We start from the raw sequence: 20,817 nt of genomic DNA, 5'->3' as shown, positions 1-20,817 counted from the left end.
TCAAATTATCCCAGATACACTACAAAAAAGTGAGCGCAATGTCGCTTCAGAAAAGGAGGGCTTTATGAGCCGATTCAAAAGGGATATGAGCATGATACTCATGGGGCTGGCCCTGGGCGCTGTGCTGACAGGCGGGGCAGTTGCCGCAGGAATCACGGCGGAACCGGCCTGGTCCCCCATCTATGTCGATGGACAGCAGGTACACATGATAGCCTATAACATTCTCGGAAACAATTATGTCAAACTGCGAGACATTGGTAAGGCTGTGGGGTTCAATGTTTACTACCAGGACGGCGTACAGGTGGACAGCACCGCGCCTTATACCGGGGAATCTCCGATGAAGGACGCTACGCAGCCGGCATCTTCTTCGGCGGGAACACTTAAAGTCAGCAGTGTAAAAGGTACGGAATTGACGATCGGGGAAAGAAGCTCTCTCCTCATTAGCCCCTCCGGAACAAACTGCACCGCAATTTCCAGCAATCCGTCGATTGTCTCACTGGAACAAGTTGCCGGATACTGGGTCGTTGTACCCCAGGCCCCCGGCTCCGCCACGGTTACAGTTACCAGCCCCTCTGGGGAATCCGGGTCTCTGGTTTTCACAGTGAAGGCAGACGCCTCTGCTCCTGCGGAGATTGACCTGAACGCTAATATGGAGATCCGGCAGGAAATGGTTCGGCTTATTAACGAAGTTCGCCAGGAACACGGTCTAGCGATTCTGCCTGTCAATGATGCGCTGATGGATGCCGCCCAAGACGTGTCTACGCAGTGTGTCCCAGAGCATCGGCCCTATGACAGCAAAATCCTCCCGAAATATGGTTGGTCTCATGGTGCCATGTATAATCTAGTGACTATGGGCCTGGATGACTTCGACAACGCAGCACAGGTCGCTGTCACCGCTTGGGTCAACTCTCCCGGACACCTGAAAACAATGCTTATGGAGGATGCCACCTGTGTCGGCACTGGTGTCACGAACTCTGGCTATCGGGTCTACTGCTACATGGTAGTGGGCTCCCCTGACTGGGTGAGCGCTTACTCTTGACAACTCCATCTTTCCGCCAAAAGCTCCTCAGTAACTGCTGAGGAGCTTTCTTTTAAAAAATTTGAAAGGATATCTCTATGAAAAAGATGAATCACCCCTTGCGAACTCGCCTAACAGCTCTGTTTCTAACGCTTGTCTGCGTCTTCGGTCTGATTCCCACGACGGCTTTTGCCGCCAGTGACACGATCAAGCTGAAGAATTTCGGCTATACCGGCGTCAGCTACCAATCTGCTGCGTTGGGTCGTGCGCAGCTCCATCAGATGTATTTCCAGAATGGCACGGCCACGACCGTCGGCTTCTGCGGCACGAAAGGCGGCGGCATGGGTGACAGTCTGAGAGGTCAGACTTGGGGCAACAAGCAGGAAATTACGGACCCCACCGTCATTACCATGATGGCCTATTTTTACTCCCATGCGAACAATGAGTTCTCGGATGAAGCCATCGCCATGGGAGAAAACAATATCTGGAGCGAAGCGTATTGCTGGCGTATGAATGCTTGGGTACAGGCGGTCATCTGGCGCTACAAGCAGGGCCTCCTCAGCGATCCCGTTGTGGCCTGCGCCGAGGAGCTGATGGCAGTGTACAATTCCATCGAAGGAACCAGTTACACCAGCATCGACGAAAAACGAGACGGCAGCACCAATACTTTCCGGGACATTTCCCAGTATGTACTGGAACTTGGGGAGCGTGGCGTCTGGGGCAAGTGTCAAGCATATGAATATAGTTTCACGGGTTCCGGGAGCGGCACTCACCCGGCTTCTTCTGTCCAAAAGATCATCCTTGGGGATCATTCCATTGAAAACAAGCCCAAGGAGGACTACTTCTTGATTGTCAAGAAAGTGGACTCCTCCAATCCCACGAAAGGACTTGCTGGTGCAAAATTTCATATCCAGAGCCAAAATGGGTCTTATTCTGAGGATGTCGTAACAGGAGCGGATGGCACCTGTAAAATCACGAATCTGTCCGCAAATACCTATGCAATCACTGAAACTGAAGGACCTGCAGGATACGAAATTGATAATGCTGGTCCTCAGTATGTGACGCTGCCCAACAACGGCAATAATACGGTGACGGTTACTTTCAGCGATACCCGCAAGCCTGGCACCCCCGAGACACCGGATACGCCTGCTGAGGGCAGCATCCGCAAAGTAGACGCGGACGACCCGACGAAGGGTCTTGCTGGGGCGGTTATCAAGATTACAGGTGTGGATAACAGCTTTGTCGGAACCTACACCACTGGCGGAGGAGGGTATCTGACCGATGTACCCTGGGAGTCTATGCCGACTGGCAGCTATCTCGCGGAGGAGGTCACCCCGCCGGAGGGGTACAGCCTCAGCCCGGATTCCAGCAAGGTGAAGCAGACCTTTGTGTGGGACGGCAAAACAGACGTTTCTCTTGTTTTTGAGAACGACGCCAAGGTCAAGATCAAGCTCATGAAACTGGATGATTCCAACAACCCCCTCCCCGGCGCCGTTTTTAATATCCTGAAAGACGGCCAGATTATCGGAACCGAGGCCACAAAGACGGACGGAAGCATCACCGTTACCGATGTGACCGAGGGCATGTATGCCTTCGTCGAGGTGTCCGCCCCCTCTCCTTACGCCAAGCTGACGGAGCCGGTCATCGCCCATGTAGATCAGACCACCATCAACGGCGGAGGCACGGTCACCGTTTCGGCAGCGGACAAAAAGCTCCCGAACCTGACCATCCTGAAACGGGATGCCAAAACTGGGGATGTGATCCCCGGGGCTCACTTTGAAATCAAGGGTATCCATCTTGGCTACCACAATGACGTGACCACAGGCCCGGACGGTAAGGCCACGCTGACCGCCATCCCCTCCGATAGCTATGAGGTGACGGAGAAGTCCGTCCCGGACCCCTGGGTCGTTGGCGATGAGCCCACCCAGACGATCTGGCTGGAAGCCGGAGACAGCAAGGAGCTGATTTTTGATAACCTCAAGCAGCCCCTGCTCAAGATCTCGAAGGTCGAGAAGGGTACTAACAAAAAAATCCCCGGCACCGTTTTCCTGCTGGAGGCCATCGACGGGGATTACCGCCACGAGGTAACTACCGAGGCCAACGGCTCCGCAGAGCTGCGGGTTGCTCCCGGCAGCTATAAAATTACGGAGCAGTCCGTTCCGGAGCCCTACTACATCAGTGATGAGCCCACGCAGACGATCTCCCTCAACGGCGGCGATGAGAAAGAGATCATTTTCCAGAACCTCAAAAAACCCGAACTGACCCTCTCGAAAATTGACGCCGACACGAAGGAGCCCATCCCCGGCACCGTCCTGCGGGTGGAGGCCATCAACGGCGATTATCAGGACGATTGGACCACCGGGCCTGACGGTAAAGTGACGAAATACGTTGTCCCTGGAACGTACCGGGTCACGGAGATTTCCGTTCCGTCGCCCTGGTATCTGCCGGACAAGGACGCCGACCGGGTGCAGACCATCAGCCTGAACGCCGGCGATGTAAAGGAACTGGTTTTCAGGAACCGCAAAGAACCTCAAATCACGATTTTCAAGGAGGATTCCGTCGCGGGGGCGCCGATTGAGGGCGCGAAATTCCATGTTACCTATACGTCCAACGGCGAAGCCTCCGATGCGCCCGCCTCTGCGGACTACGGCTACCTGTTCACGGACGCCAATGGCGAGATCAAGCTCCACGAGCAGGGCAAGAAGCTGTATCCCGGTGAGTTCACCATCACCGAGGTAGCCCCGGCTCCTGGATTCCAGATGAAGGAACCCACCACCCAAACCGTCATCATCCACGGCAACGAAAGTAAAACCGTCACCTTCCAGAACGAGCCGCTGAATGCGATCATAGTCGAAAAATATGACAGCGTGACTCATGAGGCCCTGCCCGGCTGCACCTTCCAGCTGCGTTATCTCGGCGGAACCAGCGGTACAGGCGGCACCGTGATCGGCCAGAAGGTGACAGGGAAAAACGGTACCTGCATCTGGACCGGCTTAAAAAGCGGTACATACGTCATCGAAGAGGTGGACCCGGCAGACGGGTACAGCATCATCAATTCCTCCGAAACCGTGTACCTGGCAGACAGTGGTGAGCAGAGTGTCATCACAATTCGTTTTGACAATGCTCCTGATGGGAACCTCCTGATTCGGAAGGTATGTTCCGTAAATCCCAGCATTACCCTCCAGGATGCCGAGTTCAAAGTCACTTATGCGGATGGTACTCTGATTGGTGATTCTAATGGTATCTACCGCACGGATGCTCATGGGGAAATTCGCATTGAAGGGCTGAAGCCTGGGAAAAGCGTCATTGTGACGGAGACCAAGGCCCCGGATGGCTTCATCATCGACACCCAGTCGCAAACCATCCAAATCAAGGAGGGCCGTACAGTCAGCCTCACCTTCAAAAACCAGCCCCGTGGAAAGCTCATTATCCAGAAGCGGGACAGCATCAGCGGTCAGCCCCTTCCCGGCGCGCAGTTCCGCGTAACCACGGCGGCGGGCTGCGAGGTTGGGCTGGACGGCGTAATCGGCACCGCAACTCTTACGCAAAACGGAATTTTCACCACCGATTCCAACGGTGAAATCCGGATATCCAATCTCGCGCCGGGTGCGCTGATCTTAACCGAAATCAAGGCTCCGGCGGGCTACGTCATTGATACGCCCAGCACCAATGTCATGATCGGCCCCAACGGAGATACCCAAACTGTTATTGTGACCAATACCCCGAAAGGCGGGCTGATCGTCGAAAAATACGACAAGATCACCAAGCAGCCTCTTGCCGGCGCACAGTTCAAAATCGTGTATTCCAACGGCGAGCTGCTGCCGGACAACGAGGGCCTGACCAGTTCCAACGGCCTTTATACCACGGACCAGAACGGACAGATCGTGCTCTCTAAGGTCCAGCCCGGAACGCTGATCGTGACCGAGGACAAGGCTCCCGACTTTTATCAAAAGGACCCCACTCCCCAGACGGTGGTAGTCAATGCAGGGGACACGCAGACCCTCCGTTTTTATGACGATCCCCTCTGCACTTTGACCATTTTGAAACGAGACGCCGTGACGCATAAGCCGCTCTCCGGCGGACAGTTCCTGGTCCAGTACAGCGACGGTCATGTGATCGGCCCCAACAACGGACTCTACACCACCGGGTCCGACGGCACCGTGACGGTCTCCGGCCTGCGGCCCAACGCAACCGTCATGGTTTCCGAGCAGAAAGCGCCCACGGGCTACATTCTGGATCAAACGCCCAAGAACATCGTGGTGCGCTCCGGCGTGGCCAACGGTCTGATTTTTGACAATCAGCCTGGAACAACCCTCATTATCCAGAAGTTCATCGAGGGTACCGAAAACAAGCCTCTGAGCGGCGTTGCCTTCAAGGTCACCGACGGTTCCGGTGCGGCGGTAGGCCCTGATGATGGAACCTATTATACCGACAAAGCCGGTGAGATTGTCCTCAGCGGCATTGAGCCGGGAACCACGGTCAAGGCCCGCGAGATCAAGACGGTGGATGGGTTCGTCTTGGATGGAACGCCCCAGGATATCTTAATCAAAGGCGGCGAGGTCCAGCGCCTGACCTTCTGGAACAAGAGGGCCGGGACTCTGCTGATCGAAAAGCTGGATTCCGTCACCAAGGCTCCTTTGGCTGGTGCGCAATTCAAGGTGCTCTACGCCGACGGGCGCGTAGTGGATACCGAGGGCGGCAAGCTGTCCTCTAATGGCATCTACTTCACGGATTCCAACGGGCAGATCAAGATCACCCAAGTGACCGGCACCCTGGTGGTCACAGAGGAAAAGGCCCCGGATGGTTATGTGATTGGCTCCAATGATAAGAGCCAGACCGTCGTGGTCAATCCCCAGGATACACAGACACTGCGCTTCTATAACGACCCCATGTGCAGCCTGACCCTCACGAAGCTGGATTCCGTCACCGGAAAGCCGGTTCCTAATACGGAATTTGTGGTCAAAGACGGTGATGGCAATGTGCTGGGGCGCTATGTCACGGGAAAGGACGGGACCGTCGTAGTGACGGGCCTCATCCCTGGCAGTACCGTTGTGGTGTCTGAAAGCCGGGTGCCGGACGGCTATGTGCTGGATACAACGCCCAAGACCATCATTGTCAAAAATGGCTCCGGCAACAGTTGGACCAGCGGTGGAACTTCCTCTGGCGGCAGCAGCTCCGGAGGAAATTCCAGCGGAGGAGGAAACGATCTTACCTTTGAGAACGACCCCAAGATGACGCTGACGATCCATAAATACATCGAGGGCACCGCCAACGAGCCTTTGGCTGGCGTGGCCTTCAAGGTAGTGGACGGCTCTGGCAAGCCCTTGAATCCCGACGGAGGCGTTTACTATACCAATAACGCTGGCGAGATCGTGCTGGAGGGCCTGGAGCCTGGGACGACCATCACCGCGCAGGAAATCAAGACGGTGGATGGCTACGTTCTCGATGGCCGCCCCCAAAGCATCAAGATTGAGGCAGGCAAGGCTCAGAATCTCACCTTCTGGAATGCGAAGGCTGGTTCTCTCGTGATTCGGAAGCTGGATAAGATCACTGGCGAGCCCCTGGCGGGTGTGGAATTTGAAGTGATCTACGCCGAGGGCGGCTACGTTGACACGGACAATGGGCATCTGTCCTCCAAGGGCCTTTACACCACGGATGACCATGGCGAAATCCACATCACCGGCATCGTCGGGACCGTCGTAATAAAAGAAACCCGGCCCCTGCCCAATTACACCATTGAGCCGGGCCGAGAGAGCCAGACCATCACGGTGAATCCGCAGGAAACGCAGACGGCGACCTTCTACAACATTCCGGCGAACACGCTCACCATCGAGAAGTACCTGGAGACCGAGACCGGCAACGAACCCTTGAAGGGCGTTACCTTCCTGGTCACGGATTCCTCCGGCGCGTTCGTGGGGAACAGCAACGGCGAATACACCACGGATGAAAACGGCTGCGTGGTCATCCCGGGCCTCACTCCCGGAATTACCGTCACCGCGAAGGAGATCAAGGTCCCCGAGGGTGTGGTGCTGGACAGCGCGCCGAAGTCCATTCTTATCAAAGAGGGCGAAGCGCAGGTTCTCCGCTTTACCAATAAAATGGCAGGGACTCTTGTGATTCAGAAGCTGGACAAGCTGACTGGAAAACCGCTGGCCGGAGTGGAATTTGAGCTGACCTATGCTGAGGGCGGGTTTGTTGACAATGCCAATGGACATCTCTCCAGCAATGGACGCTATACCACCAATGACGCTGGAGAAATCCGTATCAGCGGGGTCACCGGCACCATCGTGGCAAAAGAGGTAAAATGTTTGCCGGGCTACACCATTGACCCGGCGACGCAGACCCAGACGGTCAAGGTAAATCCGGCGGATACGCAGACGCTCAAATTTTACAATGTTCCCGGCACCACGCTGACGATTCAGAAGCTGGTGACAGGCACCAAGGACCAGCCCCTGGCCGGGGTTGAGTTCCTGATTACCGACAGCAGCGGCGCGTATATTGGACCCAATCAGGGCATTTACCGGACGGACGAATACGGCCGCATCACGCTCTCCGGATTGAAGCCCGGAACGGTCATCACTGCCAAGGAGACAAAGACAGTGGACGGGTTCGTTCTGGATGGCACGCCGAAATCTATTGAGATCAAGGAGGGCGAGGCCCAGACCTTGACCTTCTACAATGCGCCCATTGGCGGCCTGGAGCTGATTAAGGTCAGCGCCAGCGACGAAACCAGGCGCATTCCCGGCGTTACCTTTGAAATCCGGGGTATGGACGGCGCTCTCATTGAAACCGTCACCACAGGAGAAAATGGCCGGGTCCATGTGAATCTGGACGCCGGAGATTACTACGCTGTTGAGTTGAAAGCCGCTGAGGGCTACAAAATCGACGCGACTCCCCACTATTTCACCATCCGGGACAATGAGACAACCACCCTCACCGTAACCAACGCTCCTTTTAGCGGGATCATCATTCACAAAATCAATTCCGTCACCGGAGACGGCATCTATGACGTGAAATTCCTGCTGTATGATGAAAATAAGAACCCTATCGGGCAATACAGCACAGACAACGAGGGGTATATCTACATTGACGATCTGACCGTCCAGGGCAAGGGGCGGCTGTACCTCCGCGAACTGGAGGCCGCACCCGGCTACGAGCTGGACAAGGAGTACAAGACCATCTATGTCCAGCCCGGAAAAACGATTGAGATTGAGTGGGAGAACACCCCGATTACCGGACAGATTCAGGTGATGAAGTATGCCGCCGAGTACAACGAAGTCACCGGCACCCCCGCAGGAACCCCGCTCCAGGGCGCGGTCTATGAAATCAGCGATCCCCGCAGCAACAAGGTGGTGGATTACATCACCACTGACGCCAGAGGCATTGCGGCCTCCAAGCCCTTGCCGCTGGGACGGTACAAAATCGTTGAGGTGACGGCTCCGGCCTATTGGCAGCTCAGCAAGACCGTGTTTGATGAAACGCTGGAATACTCCGGCCAGATCATCAAGGTCAGCGACTACGATAAGCCCGCCGGCCTGGGGGTCACCATCACGAAGCGGGGCAACGCGGAAGTCCTGGCGGGGAATCAGATGCGCTATGACTTCACCATTGCCAACACCAGCAACGTGCCTCTCGAAAATTTCTACTGGCATGACCGGATTCCCACTGACGCAGCCCGGGCCATGGTCATCAGCACCGGCACCTACAGCGCCCGGCTGAACTACCGGATTCTGTATAAAACCAACTATACAAGCACTTATCAGGTTTTGGCCTCCAACCTGATTACCACCAGCACCTACTCCTTCAGTCTGAGCGCCATCCCCATGCAGGCTGGGGAGTATGTCACGGACGTTTACTTCGATTTCGGCAAGGTTCCTGTGGGCTTCCAGTCCACCAGCAGCCCCACTTTGACCGTTGCCGTCAGCGGCACAGCGGCAAACGGCTATCAGCTTGTCAACCGGGCCGACGCCGGAGGCAAGTACCAGGGAACCTGGCAGACAGCCCAGGGAACTTGGGTCACGGTTATCCGCAAACTGACACCCACCGTTACCCCTAAGCTCCCCAAGACTGGCTATTAAGTGAAAAGAGGCGGCCCCATCCCGGGGCCGCCTCTGTATAACAGCGTCACATTATCTTTCTACAGGCGTGTAGTCTATTTTGGATTCTTCGTCAGTGGCTTCCAGCTTCATAATGACCGGGCGCAGACCATCGTTGCAGCTGCATATCGCGACGCCGGGTACCCTGATCCAGTCGCCATAATAAAAGACATCGTTGCCAGCGCTATGAGCCAGGGCGAAAACATACTGATAAACGGCTTTCCATGCCTCGTCGCAAAAGCCGTCCGGTTTGGCGTAGTCCGCATAGAAAACCTGCCCTTCTTTCATCATGGGGCAAGGGCCAAGTCCTTCGGCGCCGTAAATTTCGGCCAGCGCCTTATTAAAGGTAGTTTGCAGGATTGTGATTTTGACTTTCTTCATATCAGCACCTCAGAGCGTTGGACTCACACGCTGAAATTCAACTGCCGGTAATAGCCGTCACAGACGCGGGAAATGGGCCTGTCCACGATTTCCGGCCGGTTCGGGCCATAGAGCAGGCGACCAATTTTATAGTTCACACCGTTGATGCAGACATTCTCACCGGCACTGTGGCTTCCGAACCTCGTCAGCCAGGCCAGGGCTTCCCGCACGGTGCAACCTCTCCGCATCTCTCCGCTTTCATCCCATAGGGGATCGTACTTCAACTCCATACCGCAGTATCCTCCGTTCATTTTTTCACAGCCGATAAACATTGTAGCTGGACGCTGCCGGGAAAGCAATGGCGGAAACAGAGAAAAAGGAACGGACTTTTCGTGACAATTCAGACTTGACAAGGAGGAAAATGCCTTGCATAACACATCTCACAGCACACAATTCCAGGCTTTGACAAAGCACCTGCTGCTGGCGTTCTCCAGCGCCGGCGCTATTTCCCGGATGCCGGTTCAGGATATTGACCACTATTCCGAGCTGGCAGTGTTTCATGATGCTGGGAAAAAGGCCATTCCCCCGGCAATTCTAAACAAACCCGGTTTCCTGACTCCGGAAGAGTTTTCCATCATGAAGTCCCATACTACCGAGGGCTGCCGCCTTCTGGCGGAGGACCCGGCCCTCTCCGCCCGGGAGGACTTTCCCCTGATCTGCGACGTCTGCCGCCATCATCACGAGCGCTGGGACGGCGGCGGCTATCCGGACGGACTGACCGGCTGCCAGATTGCCCCTTGGGTCCAGGTGGTGGGGCTGGCGGACGCTTTCGACGCGCTGATTCATCCCCGTTCCTATAAACCAGCATATCTCTGGACGCAAGCCGCGTCCATGATTTCCGATGGAGCCTGCGGCGCTTTTTCGCCGGATATACTGATATGCTTCCGCTATCATATCGGCGGCGTTTATGCCGCTGTTTACTGAAACGCCTTTGCGGCTGCCGTCAGAAAGCAGCGGCGGAAACCAGCAGCATCATGGGACGGCGCAGCTCATCCCGCATTCCCGGAAGCTCCATCATGCTCTCCGGCGGATGGGGTTCTACCACCCGCCGCAAAGAAAAGCCGTTGACAAGACGGAAGCGGCAAGTCAGATTTTATGTCAGGAGGTCTTATTTTGAATAAACACATCTTCCGGGACCGCATCGGTCCCAATCTGCCCAGGTACTACAGCCGCATCATGATGCTGGTCATCATCTGCGCCTGCCTCACCGTCCCCGCTTTTGCGGTGCAGGACCTGTTTGCCGTGGCAAAGACCATCATCATCGACCTGTACACACAGATCGCGGGCATCAGCACCGTGCTGGCGGGCCTCATGTCCGCCGTGGCGGTCATTGGTGCAAAGCTCTCCAACAATCAGCACAAGGTAGACCAGGCGTGGGACTGGCTCAAACGCATCTGGATTTGCTGGGCCATCATCAACGGCATCGGAGCTTTTATCGCCTACATCGTTCCTAAATTCTCCGGCCTTGCTACCCTCACGCCCTAATACCGTTTCCATGGCAAACAGGACATTTCTCAATAAAATATTCCATATGGACTGCATGGAGCTTCTTCCGCAAATACCGGATGATTTTGTATCCTTGATCCTAACGGACCCGCCTTATGGAATCGCCTATCAGAACCAATATACACACCGCAGGCACCCCTTGCTTGCCGGAGATGATGGCATAGATTATGAGCGTTTTGCTCATGAGTGTTACCGTATTCTAAAGAAAAACAGCCACGCCTACTTTTTCACCCGTTTCGACCGCTATCCCTACCACTATCTTTGCTTGAAGCGGGCGGGATTTACGGTGAAAAACTGCCTGGTCGTAGAAAAGGGTACAATTGGCGGCATTGGCGATTTGCGGGGGAGTTTTGCCAATAACGCGGAGTGGATCATATTTTGCCAGAAGGGCCGCCGCGTGTTCAACCGGACGACGCTGCTCCAGAACCGAAAGAAAGAGGGAAGCTGTTTCCGAGCGGGCCGAAAGCCAAGCCAACGGTACAAGACCCGTTTTAATGCCTGCTGGTTTGGGCCGGAGTATCCTAAAGCGACGTATAACTCCACTTGGCAGAAACGGCATCAAATCTATCATCCGACAATCAAAAATGTAGAGTTTCTATCATGGCTGATTCAACTGTCCAGCGAGCCGGGAGAATTGGTTTTTGATGGGTTCATGGGCAGCGGCAGTACGGCGATGGCTGCGGTCCTGTCCGGCAGGAAGTACCTGGGGGCGGAGATTGAACCGGCCTATTTTGAAACGATACACAAAAGACTTCGGGATATCGAGTAGAAGGGCGCGATGTTGAGGCCCCCTGAGTTTCCAGGGGTGGTCGTAGTCAAATAAGGAGGTGATTATCCTGCTGGAACTTATCTTTCAAGGCTTCTTCGAGTGGGTCTACAGCCTGATCCTGGAGTGCTGGAATTTTTTCTTCTCGTCGCTGCTGGACATCATGACGCTGGACTTCGCGTATATCAAAACCCATGTCCCGGTAGTTGAGGACATTATGGAGGTCTTTCTGGCGGTGGGCTGGGCGCTGCTGTTGGGAAATCTGGTGTTCCAGGCCATCCGCAGCATGGTTTCCGGCCTGGGCTTTGAGGGCGAGGACCCGAAACTGCTGTTTGCCCGGACCTTCGTGTTTTCATTCCTGCTTCTGGCCAGTCCGCAGATCTGTGAAATTGGCCTGAACCTCACTTCAAGAATTATGGACCTGCTGGAGGTCCCCGACGCCATCAATGTCCATCTGGTGGACAGCGGCGTTTTCGGAACCCTTACAGCGGCGTGGCTGCTGGTCATTATTTTTGACATTATCATCATGTTCAAGGTGCTGAAGCTGCTACTGGAAGTGGCGGAGCGCTATGTCATTCTGGCGGTGCTGACGATTACAGCGCCGCTTGCCTTTTCCATGGGCGGCAGCAAAAGCACGGCGGAGATTTTCACGGGCTGGTGCCGGATGTTCGGCAGTATGTGTCTGCTGATGGTGACCAATGTGATGTTTTTCAAGATGCTGCTGTCCGTGGTGTCCACCGTACCCAGCGGCCTGGATGTGTTTCCGTGGATGGTCCTGATTATCACCATTGTAAAGGTCGCCAGGAAAGCGGATGAAATCATTACCCGCATTGGCCTGAATCCTGCCATTACCGGGGACCGGGGCAAGGGTTTCGGCAGCGTTTTGGCCTATACCGTTTTGCGGAGCGCCACCTCCAAAGTGGTCAAAACAATCGGGGCGGCGGCAACCGGCGGAGCAAGCACAGCCGCCGGAGCTGTTGCGGGAGGCGTTAAGGCTGCGGCCGGCGCGGCAGGTGCGGCAGGAACCGCTGGCGCTGCTGGCACGGCGGGAGCTGCTGGAGCGGCTTTCCGTTCGGGCGGGCAGCGCGGCGCGGCCCAGCGGCCCGGTTCGTCCCAGGAACAGCAGACGGGAACTGCCCCGCAGGGTGCGGCAAAAGAATCAGCCAAGAGCGCTCCCCAACAGGCCAGTCAGAGAGGCGGTGCTTCCAGAAAATCCGCCGTTCCACAAGGCGCACGGCGTGGAGCATCGAATATTGGCGGCACTGGAACGGATGCCGCGGCAGGAACTTCGACAGCCACCGGCGCCAAAATCCATGGGGAAACTCCAGGCGGCGCCAGCAGAGCCGGCAGCGGTTTCAGCGGCGGCGCTGGCCGCGATCCCCTGCGGCATTCCGGTAAAACAAGCAGAACCGGCGGCACTCCCTCCCGGCGCGGAGTCAATGTTTATGTTGGAGACGATTTCGATGATGGGCAAGTTGGTATGGGCGGAGGTTCTTCTGTTTCTGGAACCGCGGCCACAGCTGCACCTGCTGGTGGCGCCGGAAGGAGCGGACTGTCCGGTGTAACAAGAACCGCACCGCCCACGGATGATGGCGCGCGGGCAGGCAGCGGCAAACAAGGACCTTCCTCACGGAGTCCCCGGCAGCAAGGGAGCCGTTCTGCCCAGCAGTCCGAAACCTGCTCCACCCGAAAGGACAAAACGGCATCGCCGTCTGAATCGAGGATGCGCCATTCTGGTCCCGCAGGAACAGGAACCGCTGTCACCGCGCGGTCAGATTCTCCGTCGAGACGGCAGAGTTCCAGTACGGTCCGGCAGGAACAGCATTTGGCATCTTCTACTGTTGAAACCTCCACCAAAAAGGGTGGAGGTTCCGCCGTCCGCTCCGGCGGGAAGCCTGCGGCCGCTCCAGCAGGAACCAGAGGCAGCGCGGATAGGAACACGCCTCGCTCAAAAAGGCAGGGACCTGCCCCGGCCCGGCAGGAAGCGGCCAAGCAATCCACCTCTGCCACAGCCCCGCTCAAAAGCGGCGGGGCCGCTGCGCCTCCCGCTCCGGCGGGAACTGGCGGCAGAACCGTTTCCGACAAGGCCATGCGGTCGCGGGACAGAAGCCCCAGCCCGGCCCGGAGAGAGCAATTCGGCGGCCCTTCTTCCGGGGAAGTGGTTCAAAAAGACGGCGCGCCCAAAATCCACCCCGGCATAGCAGGAACGGGCGGCACGGTCCCGGCGCAGACGGTTTCTCCGCCGAAGCAGCGCAGCTCCAGCCCGGTTCAGCAGGAAGCAGGCAAAGCCCAAATTCCCACCGGAACAAAGGCGACAGGGGGCGGGCCAGTTGTCCGCCCCGGCCCGGCAGGAACGGGCGGCAGTATCTCTACGCAAACGGGCGCCAAATCAAAGCAGCGCGGCTCCAGCCCGGTCCGGCAGGAACAGGGCAGGGTCTCTGCGTCCGCCGATCCTCCGATAAAGGGCGGAGGGCCGATTGCCCGCCCCGACGGAAGGCCCGCCGCCAGTCCCACAGGAACGGTGAAGGGAGCGCCAAAACGCTCCACTCGCGCAAAGCATGAGCGTTCAGAGCAAGGAGGGACCTATGAGAAACCAAGACCGTAAACCCCCGCAAATCCCTCTCATTATGAAAGTGATCGTTGGCGCTGTGGTTTTGCTGCTGCTGATCCCCCTGCTGATTTTCACCGCCCTGCCCAATATGTTTTTTGGCTATGGCAGCTCCGAGACGGAGGCCGTTACCCATATGACGGAACAAGCTATGACCATCGGCGGCATCTACACCAGCCTGGAGGACTTTGACGGCACACAGGTGGATTCCATTGTCACCAGCATTGCCAGTGAGTACGAAGAAAACGGAACCGCGATTGATAAAATCGAAGTCACCAGTGATTTTGAGGAGGAGGACCTCCTCTGGCTCATCGCCATCAACTCTGTGGCCCACCAACAGGACCTGGATACCATGAGCGCCGAGGATGTCCGCTCCTTCTGTACAGCGCACCTTGTTCTCACGCCCTCTCTGGACATTCTGACCGGGGAGGGCGACGCTGTGACCACGATATTAAAGATAAAGGTCCAAAAGCCGAACCCGGAGGCGCTCATGGACAGCCTGGGCTTTGACGGCGGTGCCAAGACCTGGGCGGGAGCTATGTTCGAGGTCCTGCGTGACAGCGACGCGCTTCATAAGTATAGTTCCTATTTTGAGGACTACCGCCCCAGCTATGAGGGGGATACCTCTTACGAAGGCGGCGGAAGCGATATCGAACATGGGGGAAGCCACGGAAGTGGGATTGATACATCCGGCTTTGTCCGCCCCGGCACGAAGAATAACCTGGATCTCGCCGCCTACGCGGTACAAGCCTGGGAAAACAACTGGGGCTATGTATGGGGAACCTACGGCAACATTCTGACGGAATCCCTGTTCGCCTACAAGCTGAAGCAGTACCCGGACGGCGTGGGGAAATACAAGGATTTCATCCGCGCCAACTGGCTGGGCCGCCGGACGGCGGATTGTATCGGGCTCATTAAAGGCTACGGCTGGCTGGACGCTTCCAGCGGCACGATCCGCTACGGCACCAATGGAATGCCGGACTACGGAGCCAATCAGATGTACCAGTCCGCAACAGAAAAGGGGCCGATGTCCTCCATGCCGGAGATCAAGGGCCTAGCTGTCTGGAAGCCTGGGCATATCGGCGTCTACATTGGAAACGGCTATGTTGTTGAGGCCATGGGTACCAAGTACGGCGTCGTAAAGACCGAAGCGGCGGGCCGGGGCTGGCAGGGCTGGTGCAAGATTCCTTATATCGATTACATAGAGGAGTAAACCATGGAATCCAAGACCCGCTTGAGAGTGCTGCGGCACCGCTATGGCCTGCTTATGACAGAACTTGGAACGGTGGCAGGACTCTCCAATCAATATCTCAGCCGGGCGGAGTTGGGGTATATTCAGGCTACGGAACGCCTGGAGAAACAACTGGGGTTTGCTATTGAAATCCTGATTGCCCGGCGGGAAAAGGAGCTCCAGTCTTTGAAGCAGGACTACGAAATTTATAAGGGCAGGCTTTTACGGCCTGTGGAGGATACGGAATATGACGAATGAAACCTACTACATTCCCACCAATTTTACCGACGCGGGGCGGGTGATGGGTTTGTTTGAGATCCGAAATCTGATTGAGGCAATTCTTCTGACCCTGCCCATTCTGTACCTGTGCCTTGTCTTTGTCCCACTGGCGCTGACGCCGAAGATCATCGTCACCCTCACGGTGCTGGTGCCTGTGGGCGGCTTTGGGCTGATCGGCGTCAGCGACGACAGCCTGACCCGGTGGCTGGGCTGCTGGTGGCGTTGGAGGAAGGGACGGAGAATCATCACATACCGAGGGGAGTGCAAAAAGAGATGAATGTAAAAGAACTGATTTTCGGCGGCGCGGTCAAGGCCACCGGCGGCGGCGGGGCCTACCGGGACAGTATTCAGGCGTGGCTTCCCATCAAAAACATCCGAGGGGGCGTGGTAGTGACCCGGGATAACCGCTTCATTAAAATTATGGAGGTCCTGCCTGTGAATATCTACCTGAAATCCGCCAATGACCGTCAGAATATTATCGCCAGCTATGCTGCCTGGCTGAAAATCGCGCCGGATAATATCCAACTGGAAGCCCGGACCCTCCCGGCGGACACCGCCGACTATGTGGAGCGGATGAAGGACTTTGCGGAACGGGAGGAAAACGAGTCCTGCCGGGAGATGATTGAGGACAATATCGCGGAAATCGGACAGGGCGTGGCCAGCGACGCTATCCGGCACCGTTTCTTCCTGATCTTCCAGTACGAGGCGCACATGAAGTCCAAGGGCCACAGCGTCGCTGCCATCATTCAGCGGCTGAACGAGGAGGCGGACACGGCCCGGCGGTATCTGGACGTGTGCGAACTGGAGGTGCTGGAGCCCCGGTACACGGACGATTTCGTTTTGAAGCTGCTGTACGAGATCATCAACAAGCGTACCAGCCGCCGGGTAAAGCTGCCGGAGGGTGTGTTTGATATGACCACGGCGGTGCATGGGATTTACGAGGAATAAAAAGGATGCCGCCAATGGCGGCATCCTTTGAAAACCTATGCAATTTCCTTTGCCGGGATGGCATTGTCATATAAGAATTTCGGAGAAATATCAATGTTCCCATTGTTCCATACGGTTACGCCGTAATCAATGTAGACCCCGTTGAAAACAGCCCTGTCCGCCAGCGGAGCAAAGGCGGGCTTTTCCAGCAGGGGTTTAAAATCAAAAACCTTCGCTTCACCTGTGCTGAACCGAAGCCACAGCTTGAAGTCCTCCATTGGCCGTACTCCGCTGATCTTGATGACCGGCTCCTTCTCGCCGGCATACGCGATACCATCTACGATATACATTCCCATCCTCCTTATCTCAGCGGGTCGATTTTACCAAACGGCACATTCTGCACTGCCTTATTCCATGCCATATACAGTTCTTCCTCATGGATAAGCGCCCACGCCTGAACCAGCTTCAGCTGTTTCACCGGCAGACTTCCGGCCAGAAGTTCCCCATCCACGCTGACCGACGCTTCATACTCGTTGTAATACACGTGGAAGTGGGGGCGGTGGTGCTGCGCGTCATCGCTGTAAAGCATTTTTATGACAATGTTGTAAAACCTGCAAAGTTCCGGCATAGAGCACGCCCTCTTTTCACCCCTTGATTCTAATTCCATTATACGCATTTTTCACACAAATTCAAGCCAAGGATGTGAGTCTATGAGTACCCTTTTGAAAAAGAAACCCGCGAAAGCGCTGGCCAGAGCCAAGAAGAAAAAGCCCGCCGCCCAAAAGGAGAGCCAGGAGAGGTTTTCCATCAAGCGATTGCTGATGGGCGAGGAGAAGCCGGACCTGACGGAGCTGGAATCCGGTTCCACTACCATCCTGGACATCCTGTCTCCCACGGCGGTGGACACCAAAAGCCGGGACTATATCGTGGTGGACGGCGTTTTTCATGCCTATCTCTATGTCACCGGCTATGGCTACGCCACCACCGTCGGCTCCTGCTGGCTGGCCCCGCTGGTGGAGGCCGGCGAAGGCGTCAACCTCAGTTTCATCTTCAAGCGTCAGCCGAAAGACAAAATTCTCTCCAAGATCGCCCAGACCACTATGGTCAATCGCTCCCGGATGCGGGATGTGGAGGACACCCGGTCGGACTTTGAGGAGCTGGACAGCGCTATCAGCTCCGGCCTCTACCTGAAGGACGTGATGAACCGCCAGGGAGAGGATTTCTACTATATGCACACGCTGATTGAAGTCGTTGCAGACGACCCGGAAACTCTGGAACAGCGGGTGACGGCGGTGGAAAAGCTCTGCGTTTCCATTGACATGATCGCCCGGCGCTGCGACTACAAGAATGAGCAGGCGTTCCTCTCGGCCCTGCCTCTGCTGGCTCTGGACCAGGACGTGGAACGGAAGTCCCGGCGAAACGCCTTGACCTCCGGCGTGGCGGCCGCGTTTCCCTTCGCCTCCTATGAACTCAGCGACCGCAACGGCATCTTTCTGGGGTTGAACCTCTACAACCGCTCCCCGGTGTTCCTGGACCCTTACGACGATTATAAGTACACCAACGGAAACTGCTGGATCGGCGGCTCCTCCGGCGCAGGCAAAACCTTCACCCTGCAATGTTTGGGCGGACGGCTCCGGCAGCAGGGGCGGCGGGTCATTTTCATTGTGCCGAAAAAGGGCCATGAGTTTCGGCCTCTCTGCGAATTGCTGGGCGGGCTGTACCTGCGAATGTCCCCGTCCTCCCGGGACTGCCCCAACATCATGGCAATCCGGCGGCGTTCCCTGGATTCTTACGCCGGTCTCCGGGATATGGCGGCGCGGGATGATTCTGTTCTTGCCGACAAAATCTCCCGGCTGATTATCTGGTACTCCCTCCAAAAACGGGACCTCAGCGACGAGGATAAGAACTACCTGGATTCTTCCCTGGTAGAGTGCTACCTTCGATACGGCATTACCTTCGACAACGCCACAATTACCGACGAAACCGGGGCCTTTGTGGAAATGCCCATCATTGCAGACTGGCATAAGGTTCTGGCGGAGAACCCGGAAACAAAGCACCTCTGCGTGCTTGGAATATTTCTCGCTTTTCTCATGCACCACGATCTTTTGGATGAACAGCCGCAGCAGTTCCGGGGTCAGTTCCGTGATGTCAGTGTACTGCTTGGCTTTTGCGATAAAGCGGTCAGTATTGGATACGGTATCCTTCAGCCGCTGAATGGAACTCTCCTTCTCAGGAATACCGGCGTCCAGACTGGCCCGCTCTCCTGCATAGCTGTCAGAGAGCATCTGAAACTGCTCCACCGAAATGTGGTTGAGGACCCGATCCTCATACAGTTTCTTGAAGATAGCATCCAGTTCCGCACTGCGTTTCCGCATCGCCGTCAATTCCCGTTCCAGTCTACGAATTTCTCGCTGTATCTCAGCGGACTGCTTGCTGCCAATGTATTCCGCAAACTCTCTGGTATGCTCCCTGGCCATCGCTGTCACCCGCCGCAGATCTTCCAGCACCACATCGTCCAGGATACACTCCCGAATATAGTGGGAAGTACAGGCGTCGGAACCTTTCCGCTTGTAGGTATAGCAGCTGAAATGATAGCGGGCCGGGTCCCTGCCGTGGGAGCGGTGCAGCACCAGCGTGTTTCCGCAGTCCGCGCACACCAGCAGTCCGGAGTATTTATCCTGTTCATCAAAATTATTGCGTCGGCGTTTGTTTTGCCGTACCCGTTGGACAATGTCCCAGATTTCCTGAGCAACCAATGCCGGATGGGTATTTTCAAACACCAGACATTCTTCTCTGGGATGTTCGATTCGCCGTTTATCCTTGTAGGACTTGGTGGAGTACCGCATGTTGATCGTGTTGCCCAGGTACACTTCATTTTCCAGCATCACACGGATCGTATCCCCGCTCCAATGGTAAGGAGCATCCAGATTTAGTCCGGTATGAGTCGTACCGTATTTTTGGTACACGTATGCAGCAGGGCAAAGGATTTGTTCTTTTTGCAGTTCCTTTGCGATTCTCATGGGGCCGGTACCAGCGGCACACATGGCGAAAATCCGGCGCACAACCGTTGCAGCTTCCTCATCCACCACCAGCTTTTTGTTGTCGGTTTCGTCCTTTCGATAGCCGTAGGGCGCTCTGGTTCCGATTCGTTCCCCGCGCTCCGCTTTAGCCCGCAAAACGGCCCGAACCTTGCGGCTTGAGTCCCGAACATACCATTCGTTGAACAAATTTTTGAACGGCATCAGCTCGTTGCTCTCACTGCTGTCGGTATCTACGTTGTCGTTGATGGCGATGTACCGGACGCCGAACATGGGGAACCGCTCTTCAATGTACAACCCAGTGTGAAGTTGGTTTCGGCCTAGGCGGGACAGGTCTTTCGTAATGATGATTCCGATTTCACCATTTTCCATGTCGGCCATCATTTGTTGGAAGCCCGGCCTTTGAAAACTGGCCCCGGAGTACCCGTCATCCACATAAAAACATGGGTTAGGAAAATGATGGTCACTCGCATACCGTTGAAGGATCATTTTTTGATTTTGAATACTGTTTGACTCGTTTTCTGTATTGTCATCCTGGCTGAGACGGCAGTACAGAGCGGTTTTCTTCTGGTTTGACGTTATCATCTTACCCTCCTTCGTTGGTCAAACCGTTCAGAGCATTGCGAAGCTATAATACTCCAAAACGGCCCGGATATCCAGCGCTTTTCCCAGACAGTGCCGGGATCAAGCGCACAGTTTTTCCTGTTGGATTTCCAGGTCGATCAGAGCTTTCAATTTATCTTCAGGCGAACAGTGTCCGTCTTTGGGGAATACGGATACCACTCGAATTGTTCTGCCGCAGGAAACCTGGATACGTTCCATCCTGATTTGCTGGTTGTCGTTTGGCTTATCTATGGTCGAAAACCTCCCTTCTTGACCGTTTCGCCAATTATGATTTTTATCCTGTAAGAACATATCCGATTATTTT

At 55.8% G+C, this 20,817-nt stretch carries 15 protein-coding genes and 1 pseudogene; 10 read left to right on the top strand and 6 right to left on the bottom strand.

The window, feature by feature from the left end; translation table 11 throughout:
- The first annotated feature begins 64 nt into the window (after positions 1-64).
- Both Q1M04_RS13475 and Q1M04_RS13470 read left to right on the top strand, forming a co-directional pair.
- On the top strand, positions 65-1,039 hold the full coding sequence (locus Q1M04_RS13475; RefSeq protein ID WP_300448191.1) for a CAP domain-containing protein: 975 nt from the start codon (positions 65-67) through the stop codon (positions 1,037-1,039).
- A gap of 77 nt (positions 1,040-1,116) precedes the next feature.
- Positions 1,117-9,096 (top strand): SpaA isopeptide-forming pilin-related protein, encoded by a 7,980-nt coding sequence (locus Q1M04_RS13470; RefSeq protein WP_300448188.1) that lies wholly within the window; start codon positions 1,117-1,119, stop codon positions 9,094-9,096.
- A gap of 51 nt (positions 9,097-9,147) precedes the next feature.
- Here the strand turns inward: Q1M04_RS13470 and Q1M04_RS13465 are convergent, their stop codons facing one another.
- Positions 9,148-9,495, bottom strand: coding sequence for a TIGR04076 family protein (locus Q1M04_RS13465; protein ID WP_300448185.1), 348 nt, complete (start codon positions 9,493-9,495; stop codon positions 9,148-9,150).
- Positions 9,496-9,518: 23 nt separating this feature from the next.
- The gene (locus Q1M04_RS13460; protein ID WP_300448182.1) at positions 9,519-9,764 is read right to left on the bottom strand and encodes a hypothetical protein; all 246 of its coding nucleotides are present in this window, start codon (positions 9,762-9,764) and stop codon (positions 9,519-9,521) included.
- 136 nt (positions 9,765-9,900) lie between these two features.
- On the opposite strand from Q1M04_RS13460, the gene Q1M04_RS13455 reads away from it, so the two are divergent.
- Positions 9,901-10,458, top strand: coding sequence for an HD-GYP domain-containing protein (locus Q1M04_RS13455; protein ID WP_300448180.1), 558 nt, complete (start codon positions 9,901-9,903; stop codon positions 10,456-10,458).
- Between the two features lie 19 nt (positions 10,459-10,477).
- Here Q1M04_RS13455 and Q1M04_RS13450 read toward each other — a convergent pair.
- Positions 10,478-10,606, bottom strand: a pseudogene (locus tag Q1M04_RS13450) (class I SAM-dependent methyltransferase); the annotation flags it as partial.
- Between the two features lie 41 nt (positions 10,607-10,647).
- Between Q1M04_RS13450 and Q1M04_RS13445 the strand changes: the two are divergent.
- Genes Q1M04_RS13445 through Q1M04_RS13415 form a run of 7 tightly spaced genes read left to right on the top strand, consistent with a single transcriptional unit; the run spans position 10,648 to position 16,872 of the window.
- Positions 10,648-11,019 (top strand): hypothetical protein, encoded by a 372-nt coding sequence (locus tag Q1M04_RS13445; protein ID WP_300448177.1) that lies wholly within the window; start codon positions 10,648-10,650, stop codon positions 11,017-11,019.
- A 46-nt stretch (positions 11,020-11,065) separates the two neighbouring features.
- Entirely contained in the window at positions 11,066-11,809 is a 744-nt protein-coding gene (locus Q1M04_RS13440) for a site-specific DNA-methyltransferase (protein WP_300448174.1), read from the top strand.
- 58 nt (positions 11,810-11,867) lie between these two features.
- Positions 11,868-14,411: a hypothetical protein gene (locus tag Q1M04_RS13435; protein ID WP_300448172.1), complete on the top strand. Its 2,544-nt coding sequence runs from the start codon at positions 11,868-11,870 to the stop codon at positions 14,409-14,411.
- Entirely contained in the window at positions 14,392-15,627 is a 1,236-nt protein-coding gene (locus Q1M04_RS13430) for a hypothetical protein (protein WP_300448169.1), read from the top strand. Before Q1M04_RS13435 ends, Q1M04_RS13430 begins: the two co-directional genes overlap by 20 nt.
- 3 nt (positions 15,628-15,630) lie before the next feature.
- Positions 15,631-15,903, top strand: a complete 273-nt coding sequence (locus tag Q1M04_RS13425) for a hypothetical protein (protein ID WP_300448167.1) — start codon at positions 15,631-15,633, stop codon at positions 15,901-15,903.
- Positions 15,893-16,201 carry a hypothetical protein gene (locus tag Q1M04_RS13420; protein WP_300448164.1) on the top strand — a complete coding sequence of 103 codons (309 nt, stop codon included), beginning with the start codon at positions 15,893-15,895 and terminating at the stop codon, positions 16,199-16,201. Before Q1M04_RS13425 ends, Q1M04_RS13420 begins: the two co-directional genes overlap by 11 nt.
- Complete coding sequence (locus Q1M04_RS13415) at positions 16,198-16,872, top strand: hypothetical protein (protein ID WP_300448160.1); 675 nt, start codon at positions 16,198-16,200, stop codon at positions 16,870-16,872. Before Q1M04_RS13420 ends, Q1M04_RS13415 begins: the two co-directional genes overlap by 4 nt.
- Before the next feature lie 35 nt (positions 16,873-16,907).
- Here Q1M04_RS13415 and Q1M04_RS13410 read toward each other — a convergent pair whose 3' ends face one another.
- From Q1M04_RS13410 to Q1M04_RS13400, 3 genes are all read right to left on the bottom strand, one after another.
- Positions 16,908-17,201 (bottom strand): DUF2442 domain-containing protein, encoded by a 294-nt coding sequence (locus Q1M04_RS13410; RefSeq protein ID WP_300448157.1) that lies wholly within the window; start codon positions 17,199-17,201, stop codon positions 16,908-16,910.
- A gap of 11 nt (positions 17,202-17,212) precedes the next feature.
- Positions 17,213-17,479: a DUF4160 domain-containing protein gene (locus Q1M04_RS13405; RefSeq protein WP_300448154.1), complete on the bottom strand. Its 267-nt coding sequence runs from the start codon at positions 17,477-17,479 to the stop codon at positions 17,213-17,215.
- A 61-nt stretch (positions 17,480-17,540) separates the two neighbouring features.
- The gene (locus Q1M04_RS13400; RefSeq protein WP_300448152.1) at positions 17,541-20,474 is read right to left on the bottom strand and encodes a recombinase family protein; all 2,934 of its coding nucleotides are present in this window, start codon (positions 20,472-20,474) and stop codon (positions 17,541-17,543) included.
- Positions 20,475-20,817 lie beyond the last annotated feature (343 nt).

The sequence above is a fragment of the uncultured Oscillibacter sp. genome (assembly GCF_950073225.1).
Lineage (GTDB): Bacteria > Bacillota > Clostridia > Oscillospirales > Oscillospiraceae > Oscillibacter.
Note: the sequence above shows the minus strand (reverse complement) of the source record. Positions and strands in the feature narration are given on the sequence as shown.

What these genes read in the sequence shown, in the direction of transcription:
- Q1M04_RS13475 (WP_300448191.1), top strand. Translation starts at nt 65, where the DNA reads ATGAGCCGATTCAAAAGGGATATGAGCATGATACTCATGGGGCTGGCC.
- Q1M04_RS13410 (WP_300448157.1), bottom strand. Translation starts at nt 17,201, where the DNA reads ATGTATATCGTAGATGGTATCGCGTATGCCGGCGAGAAGGAGCCGGTC.
- Q1M04_RS13440 (WP_300448174.1), top strand. Translation starts at nt 11,066, where the DNA reads ATGGACTGCATGGAGCTTCTTCCGCAAATACCGGATGATTTTGTATCC.
- Q1M04_RS13420 (WP_300448164.1), top strand. Translation starts at nt 15,893, where the DNA reads ATGACGAATGAAACCTACTACATTCCCACCAATTTTACCGACGCGGGG.
- Q1M04_RS13405 (WP_300448154.1), bottom strand. Translation starts at nt 17,479, where the DNA reads ATGCCGGAACTTTGCAGGTTTTACAACATTGTCATAAAAATGCTTTAC.
- Q1M04_RS13400 (WP_300448152.1), bottom strand. Translation starts at nt 20,474, where the DNA reads ATGATAACGTCAAACCAGAAGAAAACCGCTCTGTACTGCCGTCTCAGC.
- Q1M04_RS13415 (WP_300448160.1), top strand. Translation starts at nt 16,198, where the DNA reads ATGAATGTAAAAGAACTGATTTTCGGCGGCGCGGTCAAGGCCACCGGC.
- Q1M04_RS13430 (WP_300448169.1), top strand. Translation starts at nt 14,392, where the DNA reads ATGAGAAACCAAGACCGTAAACCCCCGCAAATCCCTCTCATTATGAAA.
- Q1M04_RS13460 (WP_300448182.1), bottom strand. Translation starts at nt 9,764, where the DNA reads ATGGAGTTGAAGTACGATCCCCTATGGGATGAAAGCGGAGAGATGCGG.
- Q1M04_RS13425 (WP_300448167.1), top strand. Translation starts at nt 15,631, where the DNA reads ATGGAATCCAAGACCCGCTTGAGAGTGCTGCGGCACCGCTATGGCCTG.
- Q1M04_RS13470 (WP_300448188.1), top strand. Translation starts at nt 1,117, where the DNA reads ATGAAAAAGATGAATCACCCCTTGCGAACTCGCCTAACAGCTCTGTTT.
- Q1M04_RS13465 (WP_300448185.1), bottom strand. Translation starts at nt 9,495, where the DNA reads ATGAAGAAAGTCAAAATCACAATCCTGCAAACTACCTTTAATAAGGCG.